Below are 25,436 nucleotides of genomic sequence, written 5' to 3' on the forward strand. Positions count from 1 at the left end.
GTGAAGCCCTACACCGCCCACCCGCCGGACCGCGCCCGGCTGCTGACGTCCACGAGGCCCATGCCGGACTTCGAGGTCGTGGGATCGGACGGGCCGTGGCTGCTGCGCGCCGACGGCACCCGGATCTTCGACGGCTCCAGCGGGCTGCTGTGCGCCAACGTCGGCCAGAGCAGCCGCAAGGTCCTCGCTCGGATCGAGGAGTAGTTCTCCCGGTTCACGTTCGGCGGCGCGGCCGTCGTGCGGCCCCACGTGCAACTGGAGCTGGCGGACCGCCTGTGCCGGGCCGTCGGCCGACCCCACGACTCGGTCGCCCTGGTCGCCTGCGGCACGCTCGGCGTCGAGGTCGCCATCGGCCTGGCCCGCAGCATCGCCCGCGCCAAGGGCGGCAAGGCCCGCGGGGACATCCTCACCTGCGACCTGAGTTACCACGGGATGAGCGCCTTCACCCTCGCCCTGGCCGGCAACCACGCCCGCCGACCCCGACCCGACGACGCGATGGGCCTCGGCCCGGCCTTCCCCGCCCCCTACCCACCGACCCACCCGCACGACGGCGGCCGGACCTGCACCGCCGACTGCGCCGAGGAAGTCGCGAAGGCGATCGACGCCCGCGGCGCGGACAACGTCGTCGCCGTCCTGCTGGAGCCGGTCAACGGCACCACCGGCGGCGCCTACGTCCCCCCGGACGGCTACCTGCGCCGCGTGCAGGAGATCTGCCGCGCCCGGGGCGTCCTGGTCATCCACGACGAAGTCCTCACCGGGCTCTGGCGCACCGGCCTCCCGCTCGCCAGCCGGCACTGGGACGGCGTGGAGCCGGACATCGTCGTCCTGTCCAAGGGACTGGGCGCCGGATACACCCCGGTCGCCGCCGTGCTGGTATCGCCCGAGATCGCACCGCTGCTGCGCCACGACGACGCGGACCCGCTGCCCGCGATGGGCACCATGGCGGCGCACCCGCTCATGGCCGCCGCCTGCCTCGGCGTCCTCGACGAGCTGGAAGCCCTCGACCGCGACGCCCTGCGGGCCCGGGGGCGAGCGGCTCGGCCAGACGCTGCGGGCCCTGACCGGCCTGCCCGGCGTGCGGGACGTCCGCGGCGCGGGCCACCTGTACGGAGTGGAACTCGCCCCGGACCTGCTGTGGCCGCTGCTGCGCAGGACCGAGGAGTGCGGGGTGTTCCTCTACCCCTTCACCGGTGCTGGCGACCCGAAGTCCGAGGGCCTGGTCGTCGCCCCGCCGCTGACCTCCACCGAGGAGCACCTCGAATTCCTCACCGCGGCGCTCACCGACGCGGTCCGAACCCTGAGCTGACCCATGCCGGGCGCACCCGGCCGCGAACCCGAGGAGACCACCGTGCTTCCGCCCCATCCCGTGATCGACTCCCTCACCCGCGAGCAGTCCGGTTGGACCGAGGACGAGGACGGGCGCCGCCGCGTTGTCCACTACCGCCTCCACTACGACCTCGACCAGACCCAGCCGATGGACCGCCTGGTCCGCCGCTGCACTGGCTGCACGAGGTCTACCGGGTCACCGAGCGGCGCGGCAACGACCTCACCCAGGGCTACCGCTTCACCATGGCCCCCGGCCAGGACATCCTGGTCCAGGAGATGCTGACCGAAACCGAGCGCAAGATCGACGACATGGTCGCGATGTTCCGCGCTCTGTTCCAGGCCGAGCCGACCGACGCCCACCGGGTCCTGAAGGCGCTCTACGACGCCGGCCACGCGGTCGGCCCCCTCGCCACCCACAACTTCGACCGCCTCTTCGCCCGCACCGGCATTCCCGAGGCGTTCATGCGCCATCGTGCGCTCCGAAGCGATCCCCGCCCTGCGCCGCCTGGCCGAGCTGCTGCAGGTCGAGTGCTGACCGCCCGGCGCGCGACGGTGCACCGCTCTACCGCTCGCTCGGCTTCACCCCAAACGAGCGGGCGATGCGGCTGATCCAGCCCCACACCCAGCCCTGAACCAGCACCTCCCACAATGAACAGCTGATCGAACTCCGTTCCGTCAAAGGCGAGTTCAAATCCGCGATAGCGTCGGGTAGCGCGCCGGATGCGGTGCGCTACCCGACCAGACAAGGACCCCTCCATGCGTGTTTCCGTGATCGGCTGCGGCCACCTCGGCATCCCGCACGCGGCGGCGATGGCCGAACTCGGTCACGAGGTCGTCGGCGTGGACGTCGACCAGGCCAAGGTCGACCGCCTCAACGCCGGCGAATGCCCGATCTACGAGACAGGCCTGCCCGAGCTGCTGGCCGCTCACACCGCCACCGGCCGCCTGCGCTTCACCACCGACATCGCCGAAGCCGCCGCCTTCGCCGACCTGCACTTCGTGGGCGTCGGCACCCCGATCGACGCCGACGGCCGCTCCTACGACACCGGGCAGGTCTTCGGCGCCATCCGCCAGCTCGCCCCGCACCTGAGGCGGGCCTGCACCGTCGTCGGGAAGTCCACGGTCACCGTGGGCACCACCGTCAAGGTCACCGAACTCGCCCACCGCCTGGCCCCCGCCGGAGACCTGGTCGAGGTCGTCTGGAACCCGGAGTTCCTGCGCGAGGGCCACGCCGTCGAGGACACCCTGCGCCCGGACCGCCTCATCGCCGGTGTCACCAGCGCGGAGGGCGAGAAGGCGATCCGGGCGGTCTACGCCGGCATCCTCGACGCCGGGGTCCCCCTGTTCGTCTGCGACCCGCAGACCGCCGAGCTCGCCAAGGGCGCCGCGAACACCTACCTCGGCCTCAAGATCTCCTTCATCAACGGCGTCGCCGACATGTGCGACGCCGCCGGCGCCGACATCTCCAAGATCGTCGAGATCCTCGGCATCGACCCCCGCATCGGCGCCGACGGGATGAGGCCCGGCATCGGATACGGCGGCGGCTGCCTCCCCAAGGACGTCCGAGCCTTCACCGCCTCCGCCCGCCAGCTCGGCGCCGACCGGGCCGCCGCCCTGCTGCTCGCCGCCGAGCAGATCAACGAGAACCGCACCAGCACCGCGATGGCCCTGATCACCGGCGCCCTGGGCCAGCGCCCGGTCAAGGGCGCCCGGGTCACCGTGCTGGGCGCGGCTTTCAAGCCCGGCACCAACGACGTCCGCGAGAGCCCGGCCCTCGCCCTCGCGCAGGCCCTGGAGCACGCCGGCGCCGTCGTCACCGTCCACGACCCGCAGGCCGTCCCCACTGCCATGCAGCGCAACCCGGAGCTGGAGTACACCGACGACCTCCCGGCAGCCTTCGACGGCGCCGACATCGCCGTCCTCGCCACCGAGTGGCCCGAGTACCGGCAGGCCGACCCGCAAGACCTCGTCGGCCGCCCCGCGACCCCGCTGCTCGTCGACTGCCGCACCACCCTCGACCCCGAGCCCTGGCGCGCCGCCGGTTGGACCGTCCACCAGCTCGGCCGCCCGGGCAAGTAGCAGCACGCCACGCAACCTCAGCAGCGCCCGGGAGCCCGCCAGGGCTTCCGGGCGCTCGCCGTCTGAGCGGAGGGGCCAACGCCCCTGGGCGGATACCGTGGTCCGTCCGGGCGCAGAGGACCCACGGCCCTCGCGCCGGCCGGACGAGGGAGAAGCGATGGCTTGGCGGCCGCCCGAGGAGCCAAGTACGCGGCCGGCCGGGGTGCCCCGGTCAGCCGCGAGATGGTGCTCAACTACGTCGCCCAGCACACGCTCGGCCTGCCCAAGTCGTACTGAGCCACCCGCCGCACGCGCCGCACCGGCTCACCGACTCACCGGACCGAGGTGAGGTGCGCGAACACCACGGTGTTGGACTCGTAACCGGTCCGCCGGTCGAACTTCCCGCCGCAGGTGATGAGCCGTAGCTCGGCCCGGTCGGTGGCGCCGTAGACGAGGGCGTCCGGGAAGTCCCGCTTGGGGAAGACCCGGACGGAGTCCACGGTGAACACCGCGGTGCGCCGGTCCTTGCGGGTCACCGAGACGGTGTCGCCGGGGCGCAGCAGCCCGAGCCGGTAGAACACCGCGGGACCGCTGCGGGTGTCCGCGTGACCGATGACCAGCGCGTTGCCGGCGGCTCCGGGCGCGGTGCCGTCCCGGTACCACCCGGCCAGGTTGCGCTGCTCCACCGGCGGGGTGGCCAGTGCCCGGGTGGTGGTCAGCCCGACGCCGGTCATCGGGGCGTCGACCTTGATCGCCGGAATCCGGATCCTGGTCGGGGCGGAGGCCGGCAGGGGTGGCGCGGCGGGCAGCGGCGCGGGCGCGGCGGGTACGGGTACCGGTGCCGGCGTGGCGGCGGGCGCGGGGGCGGGCGCGGGGGCCGGCGCCGTGGCCGCCGCGGTAGGCCCGCTCAGCGTCGGTGGCAGTGGCGGCCCGCCGCCGTCGGTGCCGCCGTCCTGGACCAGCCAGGTGCCGCCCGCCGCCAGCGCCACGGCGACGGGCCCGGCCGTCAGGGGGCCGGGGCCGGCGCGCCGTGCGCGGTGCGGACGGTCAGGATTCGGCATTGCGCCCGGAGCGACGGCGCAGGGCGCGCAGGCCGAGTGCGGCGGCCGCGGCGATCAGGCCCGCGCCGCCGAGCACCTCGGCGGTGTTGGAGCCGGAGGTGCCGCCGCCACCGGTGCCGACGCCGCCGTGCGGCCCGCCGGGCTTGGGTGAGGGGCTCGGCGAGCCGCCGGGCGCGCCGCCGGGCGAGGGCGAGGGGGAGGGGGAGGCCGAGGGCGACGGGGAGGCCGAGGAGGTGGGCGACGGGGAGGACGAGGACGTGGGCGAGGAGGAGGACGTGGGCGAGGGCGAGGAGGTGGCCGTCGGCGAGGGCGAGGTGGTCGCGCACTGCACCTGGAAGACCTTCTGCTTCGCCGCGCCGTTCTCACCGACGAAGGTCCAGTGGAGCTTGTAGTGCCCGTCCGGGAGGCTGTACGTCGAGGTCGTGCCGGTGCCGTTGGTCAGCACCAGGGCCCCGGCCAGGACGAGCGCGTTGCCGGTCGGCGGCTGCTGCTCGATGGTCCAGCTGACCAGCTGGAGCGTGTCGAAGTTGAAGGCGTCCAGGTAGAACTGACAGACCTTGGCGTCCTCGTTCTGGCTGTCCACCGGGGTGCTGCTGTCGTGGACCTTGACGTCGCCGTTGTCGCCCGGCGCCGCCGAGGCGAGCGGGGCCGCGCCGAGGGTGAGCGCGGCGGCGGCGGTCGCGGCGGCGAGCAGCCGGCGGGTGGAGGGCAGGGGAGGGGAGGTGGTGCTCACGGTGGTGGTGCTCCAGTGTCCGGGGCCGCACCCGGGGTGGGCGGCCGTGGTGCACACCGTCCGGCCGGGCGCGCCCGCCGTGGTCGTGCCACGCGCAGCCCGCCCGAGGTTTCCCCGGAATGGCCCTGTCGGGACGCCCGCGCCCGAACCCCTGGACGCCTCCCACCCGGACACCCGGTCACCTCACTCCACCCTCGAACAGATCGTCGCATCATCGTTCTGGCATCTGACCGAATCCCGTCGCCCCGGAGCACCGCCGACCCGCCCCCACCTCGCGATTCGCCGTACCGCGCCACCCCTGCGCCCCGCGCGCTCCCCCAAACGTCCGTCACAGGGGCGCACCGACCGCCCACTGTCCGTATGCTCCTGTCCGCGCGCCGCACGGCCGGTCGCCCGAGGACCTCCCGTCCGGCCATCCTGCCCCACGCCAACTACCGCACAGGAGGCACGCCTTGGTGTTCCACAGCGAGTTCCCGGACGTCGGCATCGTCGACCTCGCCCTGCACGACGCCGTTCTCGGCGACGCCGAGCGCCACGGCGACCGGCCGGCCCTCATCGACGGGATCACCGGCGAGACGATCAGTTACGCGCAGCTCGCCCACGCCGTCGGCCGGGTCGCCGCGGGCCTCGCCGAGGCGGGCGTCCGCCGGGGCGACGTGGTGGCCCTGTTCAGCCCCAACAGCGTCCGCTACCCGATGGCCTTCTTCGGCGCCACAAGGGCCGGCGCCACCGTCACCCCCGTCTCCTCCCTCACCACCCCCGGCGAACTCGCCGTGCAGCTCGCCGACAGCGGTGCCCGCTGGCTGATCACCGTCTCACCGTTCCTGCCCACCGCCCGCGCCGCCGCCGAGAAGCTCGCCGGCGAGGGCCGCGAACTCGCCGGGATCGTGGTGCTGGACGGCGCGGAGGGCCACCTCTCGCTCGCCGACCTGCTCGCCGCCACCGGCCCCGCGCCCGAGGTCGACCTCGACCCGGGCCAGGACATCGCCGTCCTGCCGTACTCCAGCGGCACCACCGGCCTGCCCAAGGGCGTCATGCTCACCCACCGGTCGATCGCCACCAACCTCGCCCAGACCGACGCCGTCTTCCGCCCCGAGGTGGGCGAGCGGGTGCTCGCGGTGCTCCCCTTCTTCCACATCTACGGGCTCGCCGCGCTGCTCCACCAGCCGCTGCGCTGCGGGGCCACCGTGGTCGTGCTGCCCCGCTTCGACCTGGAGCAGTTCTGTCGGACCATCCAGGACCAGCGGGTCCAGTCCGTGCTCGCGGCCCCGCCGATCGTCCTCGCCCTCGCCAAGCACCCCGTCGTCGACCGCTTCGACCTCTCCTCGGTCGAGTACCTGCTCTGCGCCGCCGCCCCGCTGGACGGCGAGCTCGCCGAGACCTGCGCCCGCCGCCTCGGCCTGCCGCGCATCCTCCAGGGCTACGGCATGACGGAGCTGTCCCCGGTCAGCCACGTGGTGTCCCCGGCGGACCCGGACCCCTCACCGGGCTCGGTCGGCCGGATGGTGCCCTCCACCGAGCTGCGGGTCACCGCGCTGGACGGCACCGGCGCGGACCTGGGGCCCGGGGAGCGCGGCGAGCTGCTGATCCGCGGCCCGCAGGTGATGAAGGGCTACTTCGGCCGCCCCTCCGACACCGCCGCGACCGTCGACGCCGACGGCTGGCTGCACACCGGCGACGTCGGCTTCGTCGACGAGCGCGGCTATCTGCACATCGTCGACCGGGTCAAGGAACTGATCAAGTACAACGGGTACCAGGTCGCCCCCGCCGAGCTGGAGGCGCTGCTGCTCAGCCACCCGCAGATCGCCGACGCCGCAGTGATCGGGGTGTGCGACGCGGAGGGCACCGAGAGCCCCAAGGCCTTCGTGGTCCGCGCCCCCGGCAGCGCGCTCACCGAAGAGGAGGTGGCCGCCTTCGTGGCCGGTCAGGTCGCGCCGTACAAGAAGGTGCGGGCGGTGGAGTTCCTGGACGCCGTCCCGAAGTCGCCGGCCGGCAAGATCCTCCGCCGTGAGCTGCGCGAGCGCGAGGCGGCCGCCACCGGCTGAGCCGCGCACCTCCCTGCCCGCACCCCGTCCACCGGCCCCCCACCCCTCCACCCGCCCGCCCCGGAGCCCCGACCGCCGTCTGCGAGGATCGACCCACCGCCCGCCCGCCCCCGCACGGACAGGAACCGCCCCCGCAGATGACCACCCACCCCGCCGCCCGCGCCCCCCAGCAGGACCGCAGCCGCGCCACCCGGGCCCGGCTGCTGGCGGCGGCGGTCGACTGCCTCGCCGAGCTCGGCTGGCACGGCTCCACGGTCGCCGTCGTCGCCGAGCGGGCCGGGGTCTCCCGGGGCGCCGCCCAGCACCACTTCCCCACCCGGGAGGACCTCTTCACCGCAGCCGTCGAGCACGTCACCGCCGAGCGGCTGGCCGCCGTCCGCGCCCACGCGGACGCGCTGCCACCCGCAGGCCCGGCCCGCACCGAGGCCGTGGTCGACATGATCGTCCGCCTCTACACCGGCCCGCTGTTCCGGGCCGCCCTCCAGCTGTGGGTCGCCGCGGCCACCGAGGAACCCCTGCGTGAACGGATCATCGGCCTGGAGGGCCGGGTCGGACGCGAGGCCCACCGCGCCGCCGTCGAGTTCCTCGGCGCCGACGAGAGCCGGCCCGGCGTGCGGGAGACCGTGCAGGCCACGCTGGACATGGCCCGCGGACTCGGCCTTGCCAATCTGCTCACCGACGACAGCGTCCGACGATCCGGAGTGATCCGGCAGTGGGCGAGCCTTCTGGAGAGTACGCTGCGCCCGGTAGGCACATGACGCCCGTACACCTGCCCGACCGGTTCCCCTCACCAAGGGGTCGCCGGGCGGACGATGTCCGTGCAGTCTGGAGAAGAACCCCGGCCGCACGGACCGCGAGGGCCGCCCGGCCGGGCACGAGCCGAACCGGGGTGCTGCCTGATCATGCGGAGAGACGAGTGGGACGCGACCGACGCGCCCGACGCCGCCGACGCCACCGGCCCCGGAACGGGCGCCGCCCCCACACGCCTGGACGGTCATCGCCTCGTCCCGCTCGCGACCGCCCTGCTCCAGGACGACGGACTGATCCTGCACTGGAGCGAGGACGCCGAGGCCCTGCTCGGCTGGACGGCCGAGGAGGCCGTCGGCAGCCACGCCGCCCGGCTGCTCAGTGCCGACGGCGAGCGCCCCGAGGTCCTCGAACTCTTCGCCCGGATCATGAGCGGCAAGGGCTGGTCCGGGGTCTTCCCGGTCCGCCACCGCGACGGCCACACCGTCGAGCTGGAGTTCCGCACCTACCCGATCGCCGGCCCCGGCGGCACGCTGCTGCTGCTCGCCACCGCCTCCGACTTCGCCGCCCTGCACCGGGTCGAGGCCGACCTCGCCGTGCTCGACGGCATCTTCGGCCAGTCCCCGATCGGCATGGCCGTCTACGACACCGACCTGCGCTACGTGCGCCTCAACGAGTCGCTGGCCCGGATGAATGGCGTCCCCGTCGCCGACCACCTCGGCCGCCGGATCAGCAGCGTGCTGCCCGGCATCAACAGCGCCGAGATAGAACAGACCATGAAGCAGGTGCTGGTCACCGGCCGGCCCGTGGTCGACGCCCGCTCGCACGGCCGGGTCCCCGGCGACCCGCGCCGCGACCGCGCCTGGTCCGCCTCCTACTTCCGGCTGGAGGACTCCACCGGCCGGGTCTTCGGCGTCTGCTCCTCGATCATCGACGTCACCGAGCGCTTCCAGGCCGAGGCCCGCGCCGCCCGCGCCCAGGAACGCCTCACCACCATCGCCGAGGCCACCGCCCGGATCGGCACCACCCTCGACCTCCAGCGCACCGCCGAGGAGCTGATCGAGGCCGTCGTCCCCCGGTTCGCCGACTTCGCCACCGTCGACCTGCTGGAAACCGTGCTGCGCGGCGCCGAACCCACGCCCATCCCCGAGGACCGCAGCGTCCAGCTGCGCGCCGTCGCCGTCGGCGAGTCCTACGAGACCGGGCTCGTGCACGCCGTCGACACCGTCGGCGAGGTCTCCGAGTACGCCCCCGAGCGCAGCTACACCCAGTGCCTGCGCAGCGGCCGGCCGCTGCTGCGCTCGCGCGTCGACGAGGAGGTGCTGCGCGGCCTGGTCGCCAGCCCCGACCGGGTCGGTCCCGGGCTCGCGGCCGGCATCCACTCCTACCTGATGCTGCCGGTCACCGCCCGGGGCATGGTCCTCGGCGGCGCCGAGTTCATCCGGATGCGCAACCCCGAGCCGTTCACCGCCTCCGACGTCGCGCTCGCCGAGGAGCTCGTCGCCCGCACCGCCCTCGCCATCGACAACGCCCGGCTCTACCGGCGCGAGCGGGAGACCGCGCTCACCCTCCAGCGCAGCCTGCTGCCCCAGGAGATCCACCGCACCCTGGGCCTGGAGATCGCCTACCGCTACCTGCCGTCCAGCGTCACCAGCGAGGTCGGCGGCGACTGGTTCGACGTGGTGCCGCTCTCCTGCGGCCGGGTGGCGCTGGTCGTCGGCGACGTGATGGGACACGGCATCCGGGCCGCCGCCACGATGGGCCAGCTACGCACCGTCGCCCGCACCCTCGCCACCCTCGACATGCCGCCCGAGCAGGTGCTCACCCGCCTGGACGAGACCGCCTCCGGCATCGGCGAGGGCCAGTTCGCCACCTGTATCTGCGCCGTCTACGACCCGCTGGAGCACACCCTCCAGGTCGCCTCGGCCGGCCACCTGCCGCCCGTCCGGGTCTCCCCGGACGGCACGTCCCGCCGGGTCGAGATGCCGCCCGGCGTGCCGCTCGGCGTCGGCGGGGTGGCCTTCGAGTCGGTCGAGTACGGCCTCCCGGAGGGCGGCATGGTCGCCCTGTACACCGACGGCCTGGTCGAGCGGCGCGGCCAGGACCTCGACGAGGGCATCGACCTGCTCGCCCGCACCCTGTCCGGCCCCGGCCGCACCCTGGAGGAGAGCTGCGACGCCGTCCTCGGCGCGCTGGTCAGCGGCGGCAGCGACGACGACATCGCCATGATCATGGCCCGGGTGCTGCCGCTGCCCGCCGACCGGGTCGCCACCCTCCCGCTCAGCGGCGGCGGCCGGCTGCCCGGCAAGGCCCGCCGGTTCACCCGCAGCACCCTCGCCGGCTGGGGCCTGTCCGCGCTCTCCGACTACGCCGAACTGCTCGTCAGCGAGCTGGTCACCAACGCCCTGCTGCACGCCGACGCCCCGCGCCGGCTGCGGCTCTTCCGCGACCGGGTGCTCACCGTGGAGGTCGCCGACGCGGGCGGCCAGACGCCCCAGCTGCGCCCGTTCGCCGAGCAGGACGAGGGCGGTCGCGGCATGTTCCTGGTCAGCGAACTCGCCCAGCGCTGGGGCAGCCGCCTGACCAAGGACGGCAAGGTGGTCTGGGCCGAACTGGAACTCCCCTTCGGCGCCGGGTGAGCCGGGGCCACCCACACCCGCGCCGTCGGTGCCGTCAGCGCACGGAGGCCTTCTCGCGCTCCCGCTCCGGGGCAGGCTGCGCGGTGCCGGCGGCGGGGGCCGTGGCGGCCCGGTCGCCCAGGCCGCGCAGCAGGCGCCAGGCCAGCACGGCCGCGCCCAGCAGCAGCGCGCCGGCCAGCATCCCGGCCGCGTTGACGCCGTGCACGAACGCCGTCCGGGCGCTGTCCAGCAGCGGTCCGGCCAGGGTGGCCGGCAGCCCGTGGGCCGCCTCCACCGCGCCGCCGAGCGACTCGCCGGCCTGGGCGGCCGCCGCCGGGTCCGTCCCGGCCGGGACGGTCAGCCGGCCCGCGTACAGCGCGCCGACCACCGAGCCGACCAGCGCTATGCCGAGCGCGGTGCCCAGCTCGTACGCGGTCTCGGAGACCGCCGACGCGGCCCCGGCCCGGTCGGCGGGCGCGGCGGTCAGCACCAGGTCGGCGCCGAGCGTGTAGACCACGCCCTCGGCGGTGCCGACCAGCAGGAACGCGGCGGCCAGCAGCAGGTAGATGGAGTCCTGCTGGATCCAGCCGAGCAGGCCGATCCCGACGCCCATCACCAGCAGGCCGGCGGTGAGCGCCGTCCGGGCGCCGGTGCGGCGCACCAGCCGGGCGGTCAGCAGCCCGCCGACCACCGCGCCGGCGAAGGCCGGCAGCTCGGCCAGCCCCGCCTTGAGCGGCGGGTAGCCGCGGACCAGCTGCAGGTACTGCGAGGTCAGGAAGACCATGCCGGAGAGCCCGATCAGCGCGATCAGCGAGGCGAGCACGGCGGCCGTGAAGCGGCGGTCCCGGAAGAGCCGGACATCAAGCAGCGGGGTGTCCAGCCGCAGCTGGCGCCGGACGAACAGGACCAGCGCCGCCGCGCCCAGCACGGCCGTGACCGGCACGTCCCAGCGCAGCACACCGTGCGCGGCGGCCTCCTTGATCGCGTAGACCACGCCGATCACACCGGTGAGCGAGAGCAGCACGCTCAGCACGTCCCAGCGGCCCGGCTCCGGGTCCTTGGACTCCGGCAGCAGCCAGGCGCCGAAGCCGAGCAGCAGCAGGAGCACCGGGATGTTCAGCAGGAAGACCGAGCCCCACCAGAAGTGCTCCAGCAGCACACCGCCGACCACCGGGCCGAGCGCGGCGCCGGCGGTCGCCGCGGCGCCCCAGATGCCGATCGCGGTGGCCCGCTCGCGGTCGTCCGGGAAGAGCGTGCGGATCAGCGAGAGGGTGGACGGCATGATCGTCGCCCCGGCGACGCCGAGCAGCGCGCGGGCCAGGATCAGCCAGCCGGCGGTGGGTGCGTACGCGGCGAGCAGCGAGGCGGCGCCGAACGCGGTGGCGCCGGCCAGCAGCAGCCGCTTGCGGCCGATCCGGTCGCTGAGCGAGCCCATCGAGACCAGCAGACCGGCGAGGACGAAGGAGTAGGCGTCGCCGATCCACAGCAGCTGGGTGCCGCTGGGGCGCAGGGTCTCGCTGATCGAGGGGATGGCCAGGGAGAGGACGGTCGCGTCGACGGTGACCAGGGTGACGGCCAGGACGAGGACGGCGAGGCCGGTCCAGCGCTGGCGGGGCTGGAGGTGGACGGTGCTGCTCATGGGTATCGGTGTCCGGTTTCCGGTCCGAGGTGCGGAGGGGTACGGGGGTGCGGAGGGGGTGCGGGGGAGGGGGTCAGTGCGGCGGCGGGGTGCGCAGGGCGCCGCCGAGGAACAACTCGGCGAGCGAGAAGGCGGCGTCGCGCGGGGCGAGCCGGCCGTCCTGGATGGCCCAGCCGATCCCGGCCACCAGGTCGAAGAAGGCCTCGCTGAGCCAGGCCGCGGAGAGCTCGATGCGGAAGACCCCCTGCTGCTGTCCGCGCAGGAAGAGCGCGTGCATCCGGGCGATCTGCGACTCCCAGAGCTCGTTGACCCGCTCGTCGTCGTAGAGCTGGCTCTCGCCGGTGAGGAAGGCGCAGAGCGTGGCGTCCGGGACGACCGCGTCGACCAGGCGGCGCAGCGCGGCGTGCGCGTCGCCCTCCTCGACGGCGGCGGTGTCGAGCGCGGCGCCGAAGCGCTGGAGCCCGAGCATGCCGACCTCGCGGATCAGCGCCTCCCGGCCCGGGAAGAGCCGGTGCAGGGTGGCGCGGCTGATGCCCGCGGCGCGGGCGATCTCGTCGAGGTGGGCGGTCGGGCGGCGGGAGAGCACGCCGACGGCGGCTTCGAGGACGGAGTCACGGTCGGTGGCCATGGAGCGAGTGTACGTCGAATGAGACATGGATGTCTCAGAATTACTTTCCCTGGCTCATTCGAGGCATAGTCCTCCGGTGGCCGGGCGGCAAAAAACCGGGGACGGCGAGTGCCGTCCCCGGTCCCGGGGTGCCGCGGTGCGCGCGGCCGGAGTTCAGCTCCGGCCGCTCGGCTCCGGCGGCTCAGCTCTGGTTGTAGAAGCCGGTCTCGTCGAGCGGGCGGTCGATGACCATCACCTCGACGTCCGCCGGGGTGAGCAGGAAGACCCGGCGGGCGATGCGCTCGATGCCGCCGCGGGTGCCGAAGATCAGACCGGAGGCGAAGTCGACCATGCGCTTGGCCTCCGCCTCGTCCATCTCGGTGAGGTCCATGACCACCGGGATGCTCGCCCGGATGTGCTCGCCGACCGTGCGGGCCGCCTCGAACCCGGTGGGCCGCAGGGAGACGATCTTGGTCGGGGCTGGGGAGGACGATACCGTCTCCTGCTCGACCCATTCGTCGTCGTACACCGCGGCCGGGTAGTTCCCGGAGGGCATCAGCCACCCGTTGTGGTGCTCGTCGCGAAGTGCTCCCATGCCGCGCCTCCCTGCCTCTGTTCCGTACAGGTCCCCCGGTGCGCGTGTCCTTTTGACACGTCATCCACTCGTCGGAACTGTCCGAGTATCGCACTGATCACCGGTGTCGTGCCCGCTCGCGCGGTCCGTACGAGTCGCGCCGCGCCAGGCCCCGGGCGGACCCGGGCACCAGTTTCGACGCGGTAGAACGGCGTACGGTTGCGCGCGTAGACCATATCGGTCGCGGTCACCGCGCAATTGACCTTCTGTCAACAATGCGGGAACGATTTCACACGCCACTGACAGCGGACCCGTCCGGCCGAGCGGGCCGAGGTGTTCCGCGCGCCCGGCGCGCCGGATCGGCCGCCCGGCGCTCAGCCCGTGGCCGCGCGCCGCCGCCGGGCGGCGGCCCGTCCGACCGAGACCAGGCTCGCCAGCCCGAGGAGTCCGAGCGCGCCGACGGAGAGCAGGAAGCCGGCCGATCCCGGCTCGCGTGCGGTGGCCGCCGCCGAGACGTAGACCGCGGTCACCGGGATCACTCCGAGCGCGGTCGCCCCGATGAACGAGCCGAACCGGACGCCGGAGACGGCCGCGCCGTAGTTGGCCGCCTGGAACGGCAGGCCGGGGAAGAGCCGGAGCAGCAGGACGCTGCGGAACCCCTGGTCGGTGAAGCGCCGGTCCAGCGCCAGCAGCATCCGCCCGCGCAGCAGGCGGCGCAGCGCGTCCTGCCCCAGCCAGCGGGCCAGGCCGAAGGCGATCGCCGCCCCGAGGGTGGTGCCCAGCACGGCCAACAGGAGGCCCTCCTGCACGCCCAGCAGCAGTCCGGCGGCGGCGTTCAGGGCCGGCCGGGGGAAGAACGCCACCGTGCCCACCGCGTACACCGCGGCGAACAGCGGCGCCCGCCAGTACCAGGGCATCCCGCCGGACAGTCCGCCGTCGAGCAGGGTGGTGGGGCTCCACAGCAGCAGCGAGCCGGCCGCTGCGGCGAGGATCGCCACCAGCAGGGCGAACCGCAGCCACGGCTGCCGGGCCGGTCCGGCGGCCGGCACGTCGGCCGGCACGTCGGCCGGCACGTCCGCCGGGGCGGATCCGTCGGTCGCGGCGGCGCCGGGTGCGGGCGGGGAGGTCACGGGAGCGGGCACGGACCGAGGGTAACCGGGCGCCCGGTCCGCCCGGGACGCGGGTGGTCCCGGGCGGACCCGGACGGACCGGCGGGGCCGGGGGCGGCCGAGGCGGCCGGGGGCGGTCAGCCCCGGGCGGTCGGCACCGTGCCGTAGAACCACCACTGGCTGAGCGAGGGCTGCGGGCTCGACTGGACGACCGGGGTGCCGTCCGTCGGGTCGCCGCCCCGGACGTCGAGGTTGAGACCGCTGTTGGCGTTGGTCAGGGTGTAGACGCCGGCGTGGTGGACCAGGGTCTGGGTCCACTTCTGGTTGGCCCCGCCGTTGCAGGTCCAGATGATGGCCTGGACGCCCTCGTCGGTGCTGCCGGCGGGGATGTCCAGGCACTTGCCGCTCGCCACCCCGACCAGCTCGCCGGCGTCGGTCCAGTACCACTGCTGGTTGGCGCCGCCGTTGCAGGTCCACTGCTGGACGCGGGCGCCGTTCTCGGTGCTCTGCGTGGTGACGTCCAGGCACTTCTGGGTGCCGGAGGGGTTGGCGGTGATGACCTCGACGGGAGTGGCGGCGGTGGTGCGGGCGGTGGCCGGCGCCGCGAGGGAGAGGGTGCCGGCGACGGCGAGCGCGGCGGCGGCCGCGCCGAGCCGGCGGGCCGGGGCGGAGGGAGGACGGGTCATGGCGTTCCCTTCGGTGGTGGCTTCGAGGACGCGGCGCCCGGGGTGCTCGACGGCCGCCGACTCGACGGGGTTGCGTGCGATGTGATGAAAGGTTATGAGCCCGTGCGCGCATCGGGCCTCGGGCGCGCGGAGGCCGGGCGCGCGGTGTGCGCGCCCGGCCCGGGTGCGGTGGCGCTGGGGAGGGTGCCCGGCCCGGGTGCGGTGGCGCTGGGGAGGGTGCCCCGGGAACCGCCCCGTCAGCTCGCGGGCGAGTTCCGCTCGAAGACCCGGGCCGGCTCCGCGACGGCCGGACCGTCCACGGCGACGGCGTCCGCGGCGGCGTCCGGGGCGTGGCCCTCCGCCCGGCGCAGCGCTCCCGCGCCGAGCAGCAGGGCGAGGGCGAGCGCGGTGACCACGCCGAAGGAGGCGGTGAGCGAGGTGGCCTGGGCGAGGCCGCCGACGATCGCGGGGGCGATCAGGCCCGAGGTGTAGGTGACGGTGGCGACGCCGGCGATGGCCTGGCTGGGGTTGCCGCCGATCCGGCCCGCCGCCGCGAAGGCGAGCGGGACGACCACGGCGATGCCGATCCCGATCAGCGCGAACCCGGGGATGGCGAGCGCGGGGCGGTCGGCCGCGACCACCAGCAGTCCGCCGGCCGTGGCGACGGCGCCGCTGAGCCGGGTCGCCCGTACGGCGCCCAGCCGGCGGATCGCCGCGTCGCCGGCCAGCCGGCTGACCGCCATGGTGAGCGAGAACGCGGTGTAGGCGGCGGCGGCCACGGTGGGCGAGGCGCCGGTGACATCGCGCAGGTAGACACCGCTCCAGTCCATCGAGGCGCCCTCGGCGAACACCGCGCAGAAGCCGAGCAGTCCGATCAGCAGCGAGCTGCGCGGCGGCAGCGCGAACCGCGGCGGCTCCTCGGACTGCTCGGGCGCGCGCTGGTCGGGCAGGGCGCCGCAGACCGGCTGGACGAAGGCCAGCAGCAGCACGGCGGTGACGCCGAGCTGCAGGCGCGGGTCGACGTCCCCGTGGGCCGCGAGGATGCCGATGCCGCCGGCGACCAGGCCGCCCACGCTCCACATCCCGTGCAGGCCGGACATGATCGAGCGGCCGAGCCGTCGCTCGGCCTCCACGCCCTCGGCGTTCATCGCCACGTCGGCCGTGCCCGCGGACGCCCCGAAGAGCAGCAGGGCGAGGCAGAGCACCGGCAGCGAGGGGGCGAGCACGGGCAGCGCGAGGGCGACGCAGTAGAGCGATATGAGGGTGCGCACCGCCGCCCGGCCGCCCCGGCGGTGGACGAACCGGCCGGCCAGCGGCATCGCGAGGGACGAGCCGATCGCCGGCATCACCAGGGCGATTCCGAGCTGGCCGGCGCTGAGGTCGAGGTGGTCCTTGAGCCACGGGATCCGGCCCGCGAAGGTGCCGGCGACGGTCCCGTGCACGGCGAAGACGAGGGCGACGGCGATCCGGGCCCGGCGGGCGGCCTCCGGTGTGCCGAAGCGGGGTGGTGCTGCGGTCGGGCTGGCGGTCATCCGGCTGTTCCCTCCCCGCCGCGCGGTGCGGCGGTCCCCCTGGGGGTGTTGGTCCGATGGTCCTGCTGCTGGCGGCCCTTGTCACCGGCGCCCCGGTGGGGGCCGCCCGTGCCGGGCCGGTCGCTGGTCCGGGAGGTGCTCCGGGCGACGGTTCGATAAATTATCAGGAAGGGACCCTGATAGAAACACTCTGGAAGGATGTTCGGCCATGACCACCGCGCGCACGGCCACGCCGAGCACCGCCCGGGCGATCAACGACCGGTTGGCGCTCAACCTGCTGCTCGACCAAGGACCACTCACCGCGACCGAGCTGCGCGAGCTCACCGGCCTCTCCCGGCCCACCGTCGCCGACCTGCTCGACCGGCTCCGGCGCACCGGCCTGGTCGCCGTCGTCGGCGAACGCGGCGAACAGCGGCGCGGCCCCAACGCCCGGCTCTACGCGCTGGTCACCTCCCGCGCCCACCTCGCCGCCTTCGACGTCCGCTCCGGCGGCGTCTCCCTGGTCGTCGCCGACCTGGCCGGGCGGACCCTGGCCGCCGCCGAACTCGCGGTCGACGACCCCGGCGAGGACGCCGCCGCCCACCGCGCGGCCGCCGACCGGATCGTCCGCACCCTGCTCGACACCGCCCGCCGGGCCGACGTCCCGCACCTGCACACCGTCGCCGTCGGCGCCCCCGGCCTGGTCGACCCCGCCACCGGCCGGCTCCAGTCCACCGGAGACCTGCCCGCCTGGCACGCCGAACTCCTCGCCGTGCTCCGCGAACTCCCCGGCACCGACGTGATCCTGGAGAACGAGGTCAACCTCGCCGGGCGCGCCGAGTACCGGACCGGCGCCGCGCGCGGCCGGGACGACTTCGTCCTGGTCTGGCTCGGCCACAGCGTCGGCGCCGCCGTCGTCCTCGACGGAAAGCTGCGCCGCGGCGCCGGCGGCGGCACCGGCGAGATCTGCTTCCTGCCCGTCCCCGGCACCACCGCGCTGCCCAGCGCCACCGGCTGCGAGGACGGCTTCCACGGACTGGTCGGCAGCGCCGCCGTCTGCGCGCTGGCCCGCGCCCACGGCCTGCCCGCCGACCGGGCCGACGACGCGCCCGCCGCCGAGGCCGCCGTCCGCGCCGCCCTCGACGCGCTCGGCGAGGGGCAGCCCGGCGGTCCGTTCCTCGACGAGCTGGCCGAGCGGATCGCCCTCGGCACCTCGGCGGTCTGCGTCGTCCTCGACCCCGGTTGCGTGGTGCTCGGCGGCGAGACCGGCCGGGCCGGGGGCGCCGAACTCGCCGCCCGGGTGGAACGGCGGCTCGCCGCGCTCTCCCCGCTGCGCACCGAGGTCCGGGCCGGCGAGGCGGGCGGCGGCGCGGTGCTCGGCGGCGCCGTCCTCACCGCCGGCGACGCCGTGCGCCGCGACGTCTTCGGCGAGCCATAGGTCGCCCCCTCCGCTGCGCGGAGCCGGTGCCGGGTGCGGCAGGATGGGCGGCGGGGCCGTGGGCGCCCGCCCCGCTGCTCGTCCGCCGAACCGTCCTAACCACCGTCAGGAGTCGCAACCATGGGCCACCCCGGGGCACCGGCCAACCCGTACCGCATCGGCGAGGCCGCCGCACTGCTCGGCGTGAGCGCCGACACGATGCGGCGCTGGGTGGACGCCGGCCGGGTCGTCGCCGAACGCGACGAGCACGGCCACCGGATCATCGCCGGCGCCCGGTTGGCCGCCTTCGCCCGTGAGCTGGCCCGCCCCGAGACGGCCGCCGCCGAGGGCCGGCCCTCCTCGGCCCGCAACCGGTTCCCCGGCATCGTCACCGATGTGGTGCTCGGCGACGTCGCCGCCCAGGTGGAGATCCAGGCCGGGCCGTTCCGGGTGGTCTCGCTGATCAGCCGGGAGTCGGCGGAGGAGCTGGAACTGGTGCCCGGCGCGCCCGCGACCGCCGTCATCAAGTCGACCAATGTGATGATCGAACTGCGCTGAGCCCGTCGAGGACCGGCCGCCCCCGGGCTGCCACCCTCACCGACGCACCGCCCCGACGAATCGACCTGACGAACTTCCCCGACGCACCGCCCCGACGACCGGATCGATGAACGGAACGATGACCGCACCCGCCGCCCGCCGCCCCGCGCTCGCCGTCGCCCACCGGGGTGACCCGTACCGCTACCGCGAGAACACCCTGCCCTCCGTCGAGTCGGCGTTCACCGCCGGTGCCGACGCCGTCGAGGTGGACGTCCGGCTGACCCGCGACCGGGTCCCGGTGCTGCTGCACGACGCCACCCTCGAACGGCTCTGGGGCGACCCGCGCCCGCTCGCCCGGCTCACCGCCGAGCAGCTCGACGAGGTCGGCGGCGGCGGCCGGTACCGCGTGCCCACTCTCGCCGAAGCGCTCAAGGCCGCCGCCGCGACCCCCGGCGGCCGGCTGCTCATCGACCTCGACGACGCCGGCCCGGCCGCCGCCACCTGGGACGTCGTCGTCGGCCTCGGTGCCGAGCGGCGGGTCGGCTTCTGCGGCCCCGCCACCGCCATGCTGGCCGTCCGGGCCCTGGCGCCGGACGCCGAGATCGCGCTCACCTGGAAGCAGCCCCGGCTGCCCGCCCGCGCCCTGCTGGACGACCTGCGCCCGCGCTTCGTGAACCCGCCGTTCGGCCTGGCCACCCCCGAGTTCACCGCCGCCGCCCACCGGGCCGGACTCGCCGTCTCCACCTGGACCGCCGACCTGCGCCGCACCATGCGCAAGCTGAGCGCGGCCGGTGTCGACTCGATCACCAGCAACCGGATCGCCCTGCTGCGCGCCGTCCTGGACGGCCGCCGGTGACCGGGGGCGGGGGCGACGTGCTGGGACCTCGCGCGCTCGGGCGCGCGCTGCTGGCCCGTCAACACCTGCTGGAGCGGACCACCACCACCGCGGCCGCCATGGTCGAGCACCTCGGCGGCCTCCAGGCCCAGGCCGCCCCGCAGCCGCCCTACCTCGGCCTGCTCGCCCGCCTCGACGGCTTCGCCCCCGAGGCGCTCACCGAGCTGATCGAGAGCCGGCGCGCCGTACGGATCGCTCTTCAGCGCGGCACCATCCACCTGGTCACCGCCGAGGACTGCCTGACCCTGCGTCCGCTGCTCCAGTCGGTGCTCGACCAGGGCCTGCGCGGCGCCTTCGGTAAACTGCTGGTCGGTCTCGACCTCGACGCGCTGGCCACCGAGGCCCGCGCCCTGGTCGAGGAGGAGCCGCGCACCTTCCAGCGGCTCGGCGCCGAACTCGCCGCCACCCGCCCCGACCGCGACCCGGCCGCGCTGGCCCAGGCCGCCCGCTGCCTGCTCCCGCTGGTGCAGGTCCCGCCGCGCGGCCTCTGGGGCCGGAGCGGTCCCGCCGCGCACACCACCGCCGAGGCCTGGCTCGGCCGGCCCCTCGACCCCGCGCCCTCGCTCGACGACCTCGCCCTGCGCTACCTCGCGGCCTTCGGCCCCGCCACCGCCGCCGACCTGCAGAAATGGTGCGGCCTCAGCCGGCTCGCCCCGGTCCTGAAGCGGCTCGCCCCGCAGTTGGTCACCTTCCGCGACGAGCAGGGCCGGCTGCTCCACGACCTGCCCGACGCGCCCCGGCCCGACCCGGACACCCCGGCCCCGGTCCGGCTGCTGGCCCCGTTCGACAACCTGCTGCTCTCGCACGCCGACCGCACCCGGGTCCTGCCCGAGGCCTACCGGCCGCGGGTGATGACCCAGAACGGCATCGTGCTCGGCAGCCTGCTGGTGGACGGCCTGGTCGCCGGCAGCTGGCAGCTGGCGGAGGAACGTTCCGGCGCGCGCTCGGTGACGGTCCACCCGTTCACGCCACTGACCCGGGCCGACCGGCTGGCGGCCCGGGCCGAGGCCGAACGGGTGCTCGCCTTCGCGGGCGGCGAGGGGGCCGTCCGCTTCGAGGAGGCCGGGTAGCCGCTCGTCCGGAGGGGTCCTGCGGAGCGCGGCCGGTCAGGCGGAGAGCCCGCCGGGGCCGACGGTGAGGACGCTGCCGCGGATGGTCGTGTCGCCGCCGTCCGCCATGTCCGCCCAGGACAGGAAGACACTGTCCGGATTGCCGTTGCCGAACACGGCGGCGGCACTGAGATGGAAGCGGTTGCTCTTGATGTCGGTACCGGAGCTGACCGGGACCGGGGGGCCGATCTCCAGCTCGCTGTCCGAGCAGAGCTGCGCCATCACGGTCGGCACGGTCTGGAAGGTGTCCGCGCTCTTCTCCACCCAGGCCAGGACGAAGCGCCCGCCCGGCAGGGCCGTCAGCGCCGGAGCGCTCCGGTTGACGTGTTGCGGCGTGCCCGCGGAGGCTTTGACGAAGACCGTGCCGGCCAGTGACTCGATGATGCTGGCCGAGATCGTGGTCTGGGGGACCCCGAGGTCGCTCTGCCCCGCCGACCTGATGTGGGCGGCGACGAAGCGCCCGTTGTCGAGCGCCGTCAGCGCGGTCCGCCCCGTGAAGCCCGTGAGGTTGGGGTGGAGCTCGCCGGTCAGGGGCGTGCCGTCGAAGCCGAAGACGCGGTAGACGAGCCCGCCGCCTCCCACCGGATCGCCGTTCGTCCAGGCGATGACGTAGTCCCCGGTGCTCAGGAGCGTCACGGCCGCGTCGGTGTGGAAGCCCGCGGTGGTGTTGGCGGTGATCTCGGCGCCCGCCTTCTGCCCGTCGGGCGTGAAGCGCTGTGCGCGGATCCGCTGCTCCGGCCCCTCGTCCGTCCAGGTGACCAGGCAACCGCCGTCGATCATGCGGGTGACGGTGGGCGGGAACCGGCGGTCGACGGGGTCGGTGCTGACCGGGACGGTCGGCCCGGAGGGTTTTCCGTCCAGGAACCGTCGCAGCACCACCCCCGGGAACGGCGGGGGTATGTTGAAGGGCTGCTCGATCCACGCCGCGAAGCTGCTGGTGCCGACGGAGTCCAGGAACGGCCACTGCCGGTTCGTGTTGCCGTCGGCCGGGGCCGCCACGCTGACGAGGAACTCCTCGCCGGTCTTCGCTCCGGCGGTGTTGACCCGCTGCCCCTTGATGCCGGCGTCGGCGTCGTCCGCCCAGAGCGCGGTGAACAGGCCGAAGCTGATCAGCGCGTCGGCGCAGGGCTGTGACTGGCCTCCGGCGACGGAGGTGTTCACGATGAAGTCACTCATGATCGTTCTCCAATGGTCCGAGTCCGAGTCCGGATGCCTCTTCCCAGCACAGCCCCGCCGTGGAGCGCCCGCAAATCCGGCCGCGACCGCATCGCACGGGTGTCCTGCGGTCGGTCGGGTGTTCGATCGGCGTGACCCGTTGGAGCGGCCCGACGGCGGGTGGACTGTACGTGCACCGATCGACTGGCTTGAATCGACCCACCCGTCGGACGGCGGCGTCAGCGTGGACGCCGCCCCAGTGGAATGGAGTCGACCGTGGCCCCGGTGAACGATGGCGTCTACGCGATCGCCAAGCCCAACGAGCAGCTGCTCACCCTTGAGGAGGCGAAGGACTTCGTGGTCCTCCTGCCGCCCACCGGCGAGCCCGGCGGGCAGGAGTGGGAGGTGACCGGCAGCGACAACGGATACGTCGTCATCAAGAACCTCCGGCACGGCAGCTACGTCGGCCCGGACGGCCCGGTGGAGGAGAACCAGCTGGTCCGGGGCGTGGAGGAGCCCTTCGAGTGGGCGCTCTACCCGTCCGCCGAGCCGTTCACCTTCCACGTCGTCGTCCCCGGCGGGCCGGTCGACGGCGAGGAGCTGGCGCTGGACCTCAGCGTGCTGGACATCTTCCCGCCGCGCACCGCGCTGCGGCCGCTGAACGTGCGTGACCAGGCGCAGGCCTGGTCGTTCCAGTTCCACGAGTGACAGGCGCCCCCTCTCGGCGCGCCCGGTCGGCCCGGGCGCGCCGAGAGGGGCAAAACGGGCATTTGATCGGATCGTCTGCTGAGATGGGGCAGAACTCGACCGATCGGCCGGACGGAGGATCGATGCCGGGGGACGCTCCGCCCGAACGGCGGCAGGCGGACCATCGCCGCCCCTACCTCATGCTGCCGCCCCCGGTCCGGGCGGGCGCCGCCTGGTCCGCGGCGATCGTGCTGCTCATCACCGTCGCCTCGCTGGTCGTCTTCGCCCTCGTCGAACTGCGCGCGGCGACCGTCCCGGTCATCCTGGCGCTGCTCGGCACCTCCCTGCTGTATCCGGTGATGCCGTGGATGGTCCGACGTGGAGTCAGCCGCTCGGTCGCCGCCGGGCTCACCTGCGCCGTCCTGGTCACCGCCGTCGGCGCCGTGATCTCCCTGCTCGTCAACTCGCTCGTGCACAGCGCCCCACAGATCGCCGACGCGCTCCCGGAGGCGGGAGACCGGCTCGCCTCCTGGCTCGGCCCGGTCGGCGAGAAGATCCGGCACGCGCTGGACAACGCCCAGGGCGAGACCGACTCGCTCCTTTCGACCCTCACCAACGGCGTGCTCTCCGGCCTCGGCCTGGCCACTCAGATCGGCACCGGTGGCGTGCTGGCCCTCGCCCTGGTCTTCTTCTTCCTCCGCGACGGCCACCGCACCGGCGACGTCATCCGCTCCTACCTGCCCGCCCGCAGCGCGGAGACCGTGGTCGCCTGCGCCGAGCGGGCCTTCGAGGCGATGGCCGGCTTCATGCGGGGCACCACGCTGATCGCCCTGATCGACGCGCTCTTCATCACCGTCGGCCTGCTCGCCCTGGGCGTCCCCGGCGCGCCCGGGCTCGGCGCGCTGGTCTTCATGGGCGCCTACATCCCGTTCGTCGGGGCCTTCCTCTCCGGCGCCGTCGCCGTCCTGGTCGCCCTCGCCGACGGCGGACTCGGCACCGCGCTGTGGGCGCTCGGCATCGTCCTCGCCGTCCAGGCCATCGAGGGGAACGTCCTCCAGCCGGTGATCCAGAGCCGCACCGTGGAACTCCACCCCGGCACCATCATGGTCGCCGTGGTGGCCGGCTCCGGGATCGCCGGCATCATCGGGGCCCTGCTGGCCGTACCGGTCTGCGCCGCCGGGCTCGGCGTCGTCTCGGTGCTGCGCGGCGCACCGGGGCGGGGCCGCCGCCCCGACCGGAACGGCGGCGGCGTGAACGGTGGCGCGGTGAACGGTGGCGCGGTGAACGGTGGCGCGGTGGCCGGGCCGGCCGTCGAGGGGCGTCAGGAGTAGACGAGCGGACGGCCGCTCCGCAGCGCGTACTCGGCGGCGCGCAGGAACAGCGCGGCGTGGAAGGCGGTGTCCAGGTCCTCCGTCCAGAGCCCCGGCGAGACGGCCGCCGTGGCCGCCGCGTGCTCCTCGAACCAGCGGCCGATCTCCAGGTTGTCGCAGTGCTCCGGTATCCCGGGCGGCAGCGCGAGCAGCTCGGCGAGCCGCCGGGCGGCGTCCAGCGCCCGGTGCGCGTCACCGACCGCCGTCATGTCGTTGTACGCGCACTCCACCGGCAGCAGCACCGGTGCCTCCAACTCGACCGGGAGCAGCACGTCCCAGCCGAGCAGCGCCTCCACCGTGCCGTCGGCCAGCTCCCGGCAGAACGCCTCGAACCCGCTGATCGGACGGTTCAGCTTCTCCTCGAAGTGCCGCCCCGACCCGGCCCGGAACTCCGTCACCGGCGGACAGACGAACGGGGCCAGCCCCCGCCCGGCCAGCACCGCGTCGAGCTCCCGGGCGACCGGCCCGAGCACGTCCTCGTCGAGCCAGTCGTCGGCCTCGACGCTCACCAGATAGATGCCCATGCCGAGGACGGTAGGCCACCCCACTGACAGTCGGCCGGGGCGGTGGTTTGCCCGGGGCGGGGCGGGTGGGGGAGAGTGCTCCGGACACGGTTTTTTGTTGCGAATGTGTCAAAAGAGAGGGGTGGGGCGACCGATGACGATGGAACGGGTCGTGGTGTCGGACGGGGTGGCCGGGCCGTACGGGGTGGCGGCCGGTGCCGACGGCGACGTGTGGTTCACACTGGTGCACGCGGGGGAGATCGGCCGGCTGGCGGCGGACTGCAGCGTCACCCGCTTCGGGCTCGGCGCGCCGGACTGCGGGCCCTCGGTGATCACCGCGGGGCCCGACGGCGCGCTCTGGTTCACCCGGATGCGCGACCACCGGATCGGCCGGATCACCGTGGACGGCGAGACGCGCTCCTTCGCCCTGCCCACCGAGGCCTGCGGGCCCTACGGCATCGCGGCGGGCCCCGACGGCGCGCTCTGGTTCACCGAGCTGAACGCCGACCGGATCGGGCGGATCACCGTGGACGGCGAGGTCACCGAGTACCCGCTGCCGGCCGCCGGCGCCTTCCCCTCGATGATCACCGCCGGCTCGGACGGCGCCCTCTGGTTCGCCCTCAACCAGGCCGACGCGATCGGCCGGATCACGGTCGACGGGGAGATCACCCTGCACCCGCTGCCCACCGGCGGCGCCGCCCCGGTCGGCATCACGGCGGGCCCCGACGGCGCGCTCTGGTTCGTCGAGATCGGCGCCGGCCAGGTGGGCCGGATCACCGTCGACGGCGAGGTGACGGAGTACCCGCTGCCCGACCGCGACGCCCGCCCGCACGCCGTCACCACGGGCCCGGACGGCCGGCTCTGGTTCACCGAGTGGGCCGCCGGCCGGATCGGCTCCCTGACGCCCGACGGCGTCTACACCGGGTACGAGCTGGACGGCGGCGAGCCGGACGTGGCCACCGAACCGCACGGCATCGCCGTCACCCCGGACGGCACCGTGCACGTGGCCCTGGAACTCGGCGCGATCGCCCGGCTGACCCCCTGAGCGGCGAGCCCGGCTGACCCGCCGA

The 25,436-nt window shown here is 74.7% G+C and carries 24 protein-coding genes and 2 pseudogenes; 16 read left to right on the top strand and 10 right to left on the bottom strand.

Annotated elements, in window-relative coordinates; translation table 11 throughout:
- The 6 genes and pseudogenes from ACFP3U_RS00445 to ACFP3U_RS37125 all read left to right on the top strand — a co-directional run.
- Window positions 1-204: a hypothetical protein gene (locus ACFP3U_RS00445; RefSeq protein ID WP_380222997.1), complete on the top strand. Its 204-nt coding sequence runs from the start codon at window positions 1-3 to the stop codon at window positions 202-204.
- Between the two features lie 45 nt (window positions 205-249).
- Window positions 250-987, top strand: a pseudogene (locus tag ACFP3U_RS00450) (aminotransferase class III-fold pyridoxal phosphate-dependent enzyme); the annotation flags it as partial.
- 88 nt (window positions 988-1,075) lie between these two features.
- Entirely contained in the window at window positions 1,076-1,306 is a 231-nt protein-coding gene (locus ACFP3U_RS00455; RefSeq protein ID WP_380223309.1) for a hypothetical protein, read from the top strand.
- 263 nt (window positions 1,307-1,569) lie between these two features.
- On the top strand, window positions 1,570-1,935 hold the full coding sequence (locus ACFP3U_RS00460; protein WP_380223310.1) for an SIR2 family protein: 366 nt from the start codon (window positions 1,570-1,572) through the stop codon (window positions 1,933-1,935).
- A gap of 147 nt (window positions 1,936-2,082) precedes the next feature.
- Entirely contained in the window at window positions 2,083-3,405 is a 1,323-nt protein-coding gene (locus ACFP3U_RS00465; RefSeq protein WP_380222999.1) for a UDP-glucose dehydrogenase family protein, read from the top strand.
- Window positions 3,406-3,546: 141 nt separating this feature from the next.
- Window positions 3,547-3,681 (top strand): annotated as a pseudogene (locus ACFP3U_RS37125) (acyl-CoA dehydrogenase); the annotation flags it as partial.
- Window positions 3,682-3,716: 35 nt separating this feature from the next.
- On the opposite strand, the gene ACFP3U_RS00470 reads toward ACFP3U_RS37125, so the two are convergent.
- Together ACFP3U_RS00470 and ACFP3U_RS00475 are read right to left on the bottom strand one after the other, a co-directional pair.
- Window positions 3,717-4,445 (bottom strand): class F sortase, encoded by a 729-nt coding sequence (locus ACFP3U_RS00470; RefSeq protein WP_380223000.1) that lies wholly within the window; start codon window positions 4,443-4,445, stop codon window positions 3,717-3,719.
- On the bottom strand, window positions 4,432-5,178 hold the full coding sequence (locus tag ACFP3U_RS00475) for a hypothetical protein (protein ID WP_380223001.1): 747 nt from the start codon (window positions 5,176-5,178) through the stop codon (window positions 4,432-4,434). Before ACFP3U_RS00475 ends, ACFP3U_RS00470 begins: the two co-directional genes overlap by 14 nt.
- A gap of 452 nt (window positions 5,179-5,630) precedes the next feature.
- Here ACFP3U_RS00475 and ACFP3U_RS00480 point away from each other — a divergent pair, with 452 nt between their 5' ends.
- The 3 genes from ACFP3U_RS00480 to ACFP3U_RS00490 all read left to right on the top strand — a co-directional run bounded on the left by ACFP3U_RS00480 (window position 5,631) and on the right by ACFP3U_RS00490 (window position 10,609).
- Window positions 5,631-7,223 (top strand): 4-coumarate--CoA ligase family protein, encoded by a 1,593-nt coding sequence (locus tag ACFP3U_RS00480; RefSeq protein WP_380223002.1) that lies wholly within the window; start codon window positions 5,631-5,633, stop codon window positions 7,221-7,223.
- Window positions 7,224-7,360: 137 nt separating this feature from the next.
- A complete protein-coding gene (locus tag ACFP3U_RS00485; protein WP_380223004.1) occupies window positions 7,361-7,981 on the top strand; it encodes a TetR/AcrR family transcriptional regulator in 621 nt (206 codons plus the stop codon).
- Window positions 7,982-8,125: 144 nt separating this feature from the next.
- Complete coding sequence (locus tag ACFP3U_RS00490) at window positions 8,126-10,609, top strand: SpoIIE family protein phosphatase (RefSeq protein ID WP_380223005.1); 2,484 nt, start codon at window positions 8,126-8,128, stop codon at window positions 10,607-10,609.
- Window positions 10,610-10,643: 34 nt separating this feature from the next.
- Here the strand turns inward: ACFP3U_RS00490 and ACFP3U_RS00495 are convergent, their stop codons facing one another.
- The 6 genes from ACFP3U_RS00495 to ACFP3U_RS00520 all read right to left on the bottom strand — a co-directional run bounded on the left by ACFP3U_RS00495 (window position 10,644) and on the right by ACFP3U_RS00520 (window position 16,714).
- Window positions 10,644-12,227, bottom strand: a complete 1,584-nt coding sequence (locus ACFP3U_RS00495) for an MFS transporter (RefSeq protein ID WP_380223006.1) — start codon at window positions 12,225-12,227, stop codon at window positions 10,644-10,646.
- 73 nt (window positions 12,228-12,300) lie between these two features.
- A complete protein-coding gene (locus tag ACFP3U_RS00500; protein WP_380223007.1) occupies window positions 12,301-12,855 on the bottom strand; it encodes a TetR/AcrR family transcriptional regulator in 555 nt (184 codons plus the stop codon).
- 181 nt (window positions 12,856-13,036) lie between these two features.
- Complete coding sequence (locus ACFP3U_RS00505) at window positions 13,037-13,429, bottom strand: cell division protein SepF (protein ID WP_380223008.1); 393 nt, start codon at window positions 13,427-13,429, stop codon at window positions 13,037-13,039.
- A gap of 353 nt (window positions 13,430-13,782) precedes the next feature.
- Complete coding sequence (locus ACFP3U_RS00510; RefSeq protein WP_380223010.1) at window positions 13,783-14,550, bottom strand: TVP38/TMEM64 family protein; 768 nt, start codon at window positions 14,548-14,550, stop codon at window positions 13,783-13,785.
- Window positions 14,551-14,654: 104 nt separating this feature from the next.
- Complete coding sequence (locus ACFP3U_RS00515; protein ID WP_380223011.1) at window positions 14,655-15,203, bottom strand: RICIN domain-containing protein; 549 nt, start codon at window positions 15,201-15,203, stop codon at window positions 14,655-14,657.
- 236 nt (window positions 15,204-15,439) lie between these two features.
- Window positions 15,440-16,714: an MFS transporter gene (locus ACFP3U_RS00520; RefSeq protein ID WP_380223012.1), complete on the bottom strand. Its 1,275-nt coding sequence runs from the start codon at window positions 16,712-16,714 to the stop codon at window positions 15,440-15,442.
- A gap of 208 nt (window positions 16,715-16,922) precedes the next feature.
- Between ACFP3U_RS00520 and ACFP3U_RS00525 the strand changes: the two genes are divergently transcribed.
- The 4 genes from ACFP3U_RS00525 to ACFP3U_RS00540 all read left to right on the top strand — a co-directional run bounded on the left by ACFP3U_RS00525 (window position 16,923) and on the right by ACFP3U_RS00540 (window position 20,612).
- On the top strand, window positions 16,923-18,131 hold the full coding sequence (locus ACFP3U_RS00525) for an ROK family transcriptional regulator (RefSeq protein ID WP_380223013.1): 1,209 nt from the start codon (window positions 16,923-16,925) through the stop codon (window positions 18,129-18,131).
- Window positions 18,132-18,251: 120 nt separating this feature from the next.
- A complete protein-coding gene (locus tag ACFP3U_RS00530) occupies window positions 18,252-18,668 on the top strand; it encodes a TOBE domain-containing protein (protein ID WP_380223014.1) in 417 nt (138 codons plus the stop codon).
- A gap of 118 nt (window positions 18,669-18,786) precedes the next feature.
- On the top strand, window positions 18,787-19,503 hold the full coding sequence (locus tag ACFP3U_RS00535; RefSeq protein ID WP_380223015.1) for a glycerophosphodiester phosphodiesterase: 717 nt from the start codon (window positions 18,787-18,789) through the stop codon (window positions 19,501-19,503).
- 17 nt (window positions 19,504-19,520) lie between these two features.
- Window positions 19,521-20,612 (top strand): winged helix DNA-binding domain-containing protein, encoded by a 1,092-nt coding sequence (locus ACFP3U_RS00540; protein ID WP_380223016.1) that lies wholly within the window; start codon window positions 19,521-19,523, stop codon window positions 20,610-20,612.
- 36 nt (window positions 20,613-20,648) lie between these two features.
- Here ACFP3U_RS00540 and ACFP3U_RS00545 read toward each other — a convergent pair whose 3' ends face one another.
- Window positions 20,649-21,827, bottom strand: coding sequence for a hypothetical protein (locus ACFP3U_RS00545; protein ID WP_380223018.1), 1,179 nt, complete (start codon window positions 21,825-21,827; stop codon window positions 20,649-20,651).
- A 264-nt stretch (window positions 21,828-22,091) separates the two neighbouring features.
- On the opposite strand from ACFP3U_RS00545, the gene ACFP3U_RS00550 reads away from it, so the two are divergent.
- Both ACFP3U_RS00550 and ACFP3U_RS00555 read left to right on the top strand, forming a co-directional pair.
- The gene (locus ACFP3U_RS00550; protein ID WP_380223020.1) at window positions 22,092-22,514 is read left to right on the top strand and encodes a hypothetical protein; all 423 of its coding nucleotides are present in this window, start codon (window positions 22,092-22,094) and stop codon (window positions 22,512-22,514) included.
- A gap of 122 nt (window positions 22,515-22,636) precedes the next feature.
- Window positions 22,637-23,824 (top strand): AI-2E family transporter, encoded by a 1,188-nt coding sequence (locus tag ACFP3U_RS00555; protein ID WP_380223021.1) that lies wholly within the window; start codon window positions 22,637-22,639, stop codon window positions 23,822-23,824.
- On the opposite strand, the gene ACFP3U_RS00560 is transcribed toward ACFP3U_RS00555, so the two are convergent.
- A complete protein-coding gene (locus tag ACFP3U_RS00560) occupies window positions 23,815-24,387 on the bottom strand; it encodes a hypothetical protein (protein ID WP_380223023.1) in 573 nt (190 codons plus the stop codon). The two genes, ACFP3U_RS00555 and ACFP3U_RS00560, sit on opposite strands and share 10 nt — an antisense overlap.
- Before the next feature lie 133 nt (window positions 24,388-24,520).
- On the opposite strand from ACFP3U_RS00560, the gene ACFP3U_RS00565 reads away from it, so the two are divergent.
- On the top strand, window positions 24,521-25,411 hold the full coding sequence (locus ACFP3U_RS00565; protein WP_380223024.1) for a Vgb family protein: 891 nt from the start codon (window positions 24,521-24,523) through the stop codon (window positions 25,409-25,411).
- Window positions 25,412-25,436: the final 25 nt, after the last annotated feature.

It is taken from the genome of Kitasatospora misakiensis (assembly GCF_042656005.1).
Taxonomy (GTDB): domain Bacteria; phylum Actinomycetota; class Actinomycetes; order Streptomycetales; family Streptomycetaceae; genus Kitasatospora; species Kitasatospora misakiensis.

What these genes read in the sequence shown, in the direction of transcription:
- ACFP3U_RS00515 (WP_380223011.1), bottom strand. Translation starts at nt 15,203, where the DNA reads ATGACCCGTCCTCCCTCCGCCCCGGCCCGCCGGCTCGGCGCGGCCGCC.
- ACFP3U_RS00460 (WP_380223310.1), top strand. Translation starts at nt 1,570, where the DNA reads ATGGCCCCCGGCCAGGACATCCTGGTCCAGGAGATGCTGACCGAAACC.
- ACFP3U_RS00555 (WP_380223021.1), top strand. Translation starts at nt 22,637, where the DNA reads ATGCCGGGGGACGCTCCGCCCGAACGGCGGCAGGCGGACCATCGCCGC.
- ACFP3U_RS00560 (WP_380223023.1), bottom strand. Translation starts at nt 24,387, where the DNA reads ATGGGCATCTATCTGGTGAGCGTCGAGGCCGACGACTGGCTCGACGAG.
- ACFP3U_RS00530 (WP_380223014.1), top strand. Translation starts at nt 18,252, where the DNA reads ATGGGCCACCCCGGGGCACCGGCCAACCCGTACCGCATCGGCGAGGCC.
- ACFP3U_RS00485 (WP_380223004.1), top strand. Translation starts at nt 7,361, where the DNA reads ATGACCACCCACCCCGCCGCCCGCGCCCCCCAGCAGGACCGCAGCCGC.
- ACFP3U_RS00500 (WP_380223007.1), bottom strand. Translation starts at nt 12,855, where the DNA reads ATGGCCACCGACCGTGACTCCGTCCTCGAAGCCGCCGTCGGCGTGCTC.
- ACFP3U_RS00520 (WP_380223012.1), bottom strand. Translation starts at nt 16,714, where the DNA reads ATGACCGCCAGCCCGACCGCAGCACCACCCCGCTTCGGCACACCGGAG.
- ACFP3U_RS00535 (WP_380223015.1), top strand. Translation starts at nt 18,787, where the DNA reads ATGACCGCACCCGCCGCCCGCCGCCCCGCGCTCGCCGTCGCCCACCGG.
- ACFP3U_RS00565 (WP_380223024.1), top strand. Translation starts at nt 24,521, where the DNA reads ATGACGATGGAACGGGTCGTGGTGTCGGACGGGGTGGCCGGGCCGTAC.
- ACFP3U_RS00545 (WP_380223018.1), bottom strand. Translation starts at nt 21,827, where the DNA reads ATGAGTGACTTCATCGTGAACACCTCCGTCGCCGGAGGCCAGTCACAG.
- ACFP3U_RS00525 (WP_380223013.1), top strand. Translation starts at nt 16,923, where the DNA reads ATGACCACCGCGCGCACGGCCACGCCGAGCACCGCCCGGGCGATCAAC.
- ACFP3U_RS00465 (WP_380222999.1), top strand. Translation starts at nt 2,083, where the DNA reads ATGCGTGTTTCCGTGATCGGCTGCGGCCACCTCGGCATCCCGCACGCG.
- ACFP3U_RS00470 (WP_380223000.1), bottom strand. Translation starts at nt 4,445, where the DNA reads ATGCCGAATCCTGACCGTCCGCACCGCGCACGGCGCGCCGGCCCCGGC.
- ACFP3U_RS00495 (WP_380223006.1), bottom strand. Translation starts at nt 12,227, where the DNA reads ATGAGCAGCACCGTCCACCTCCAGCCCCGCCAGCGCTGGACCGGCCTC.
- ACFP3U_RS00505 (WP_380223008.1), bottom strand. Translation starts at nt 13,429, where the DNA reads ATGGGAGCACTTCGCGACGAGCACCACAACGGGTGGCTGATGCCCTCC.
- ACFP3U_RS00490 (WP_380223005.1), top strand. Translation starts at nt 8,126, where the DNA reads ATGCGGAGAGACGAGTGGGACGCGACCGACGCGCCCGACGCCGCCGAC.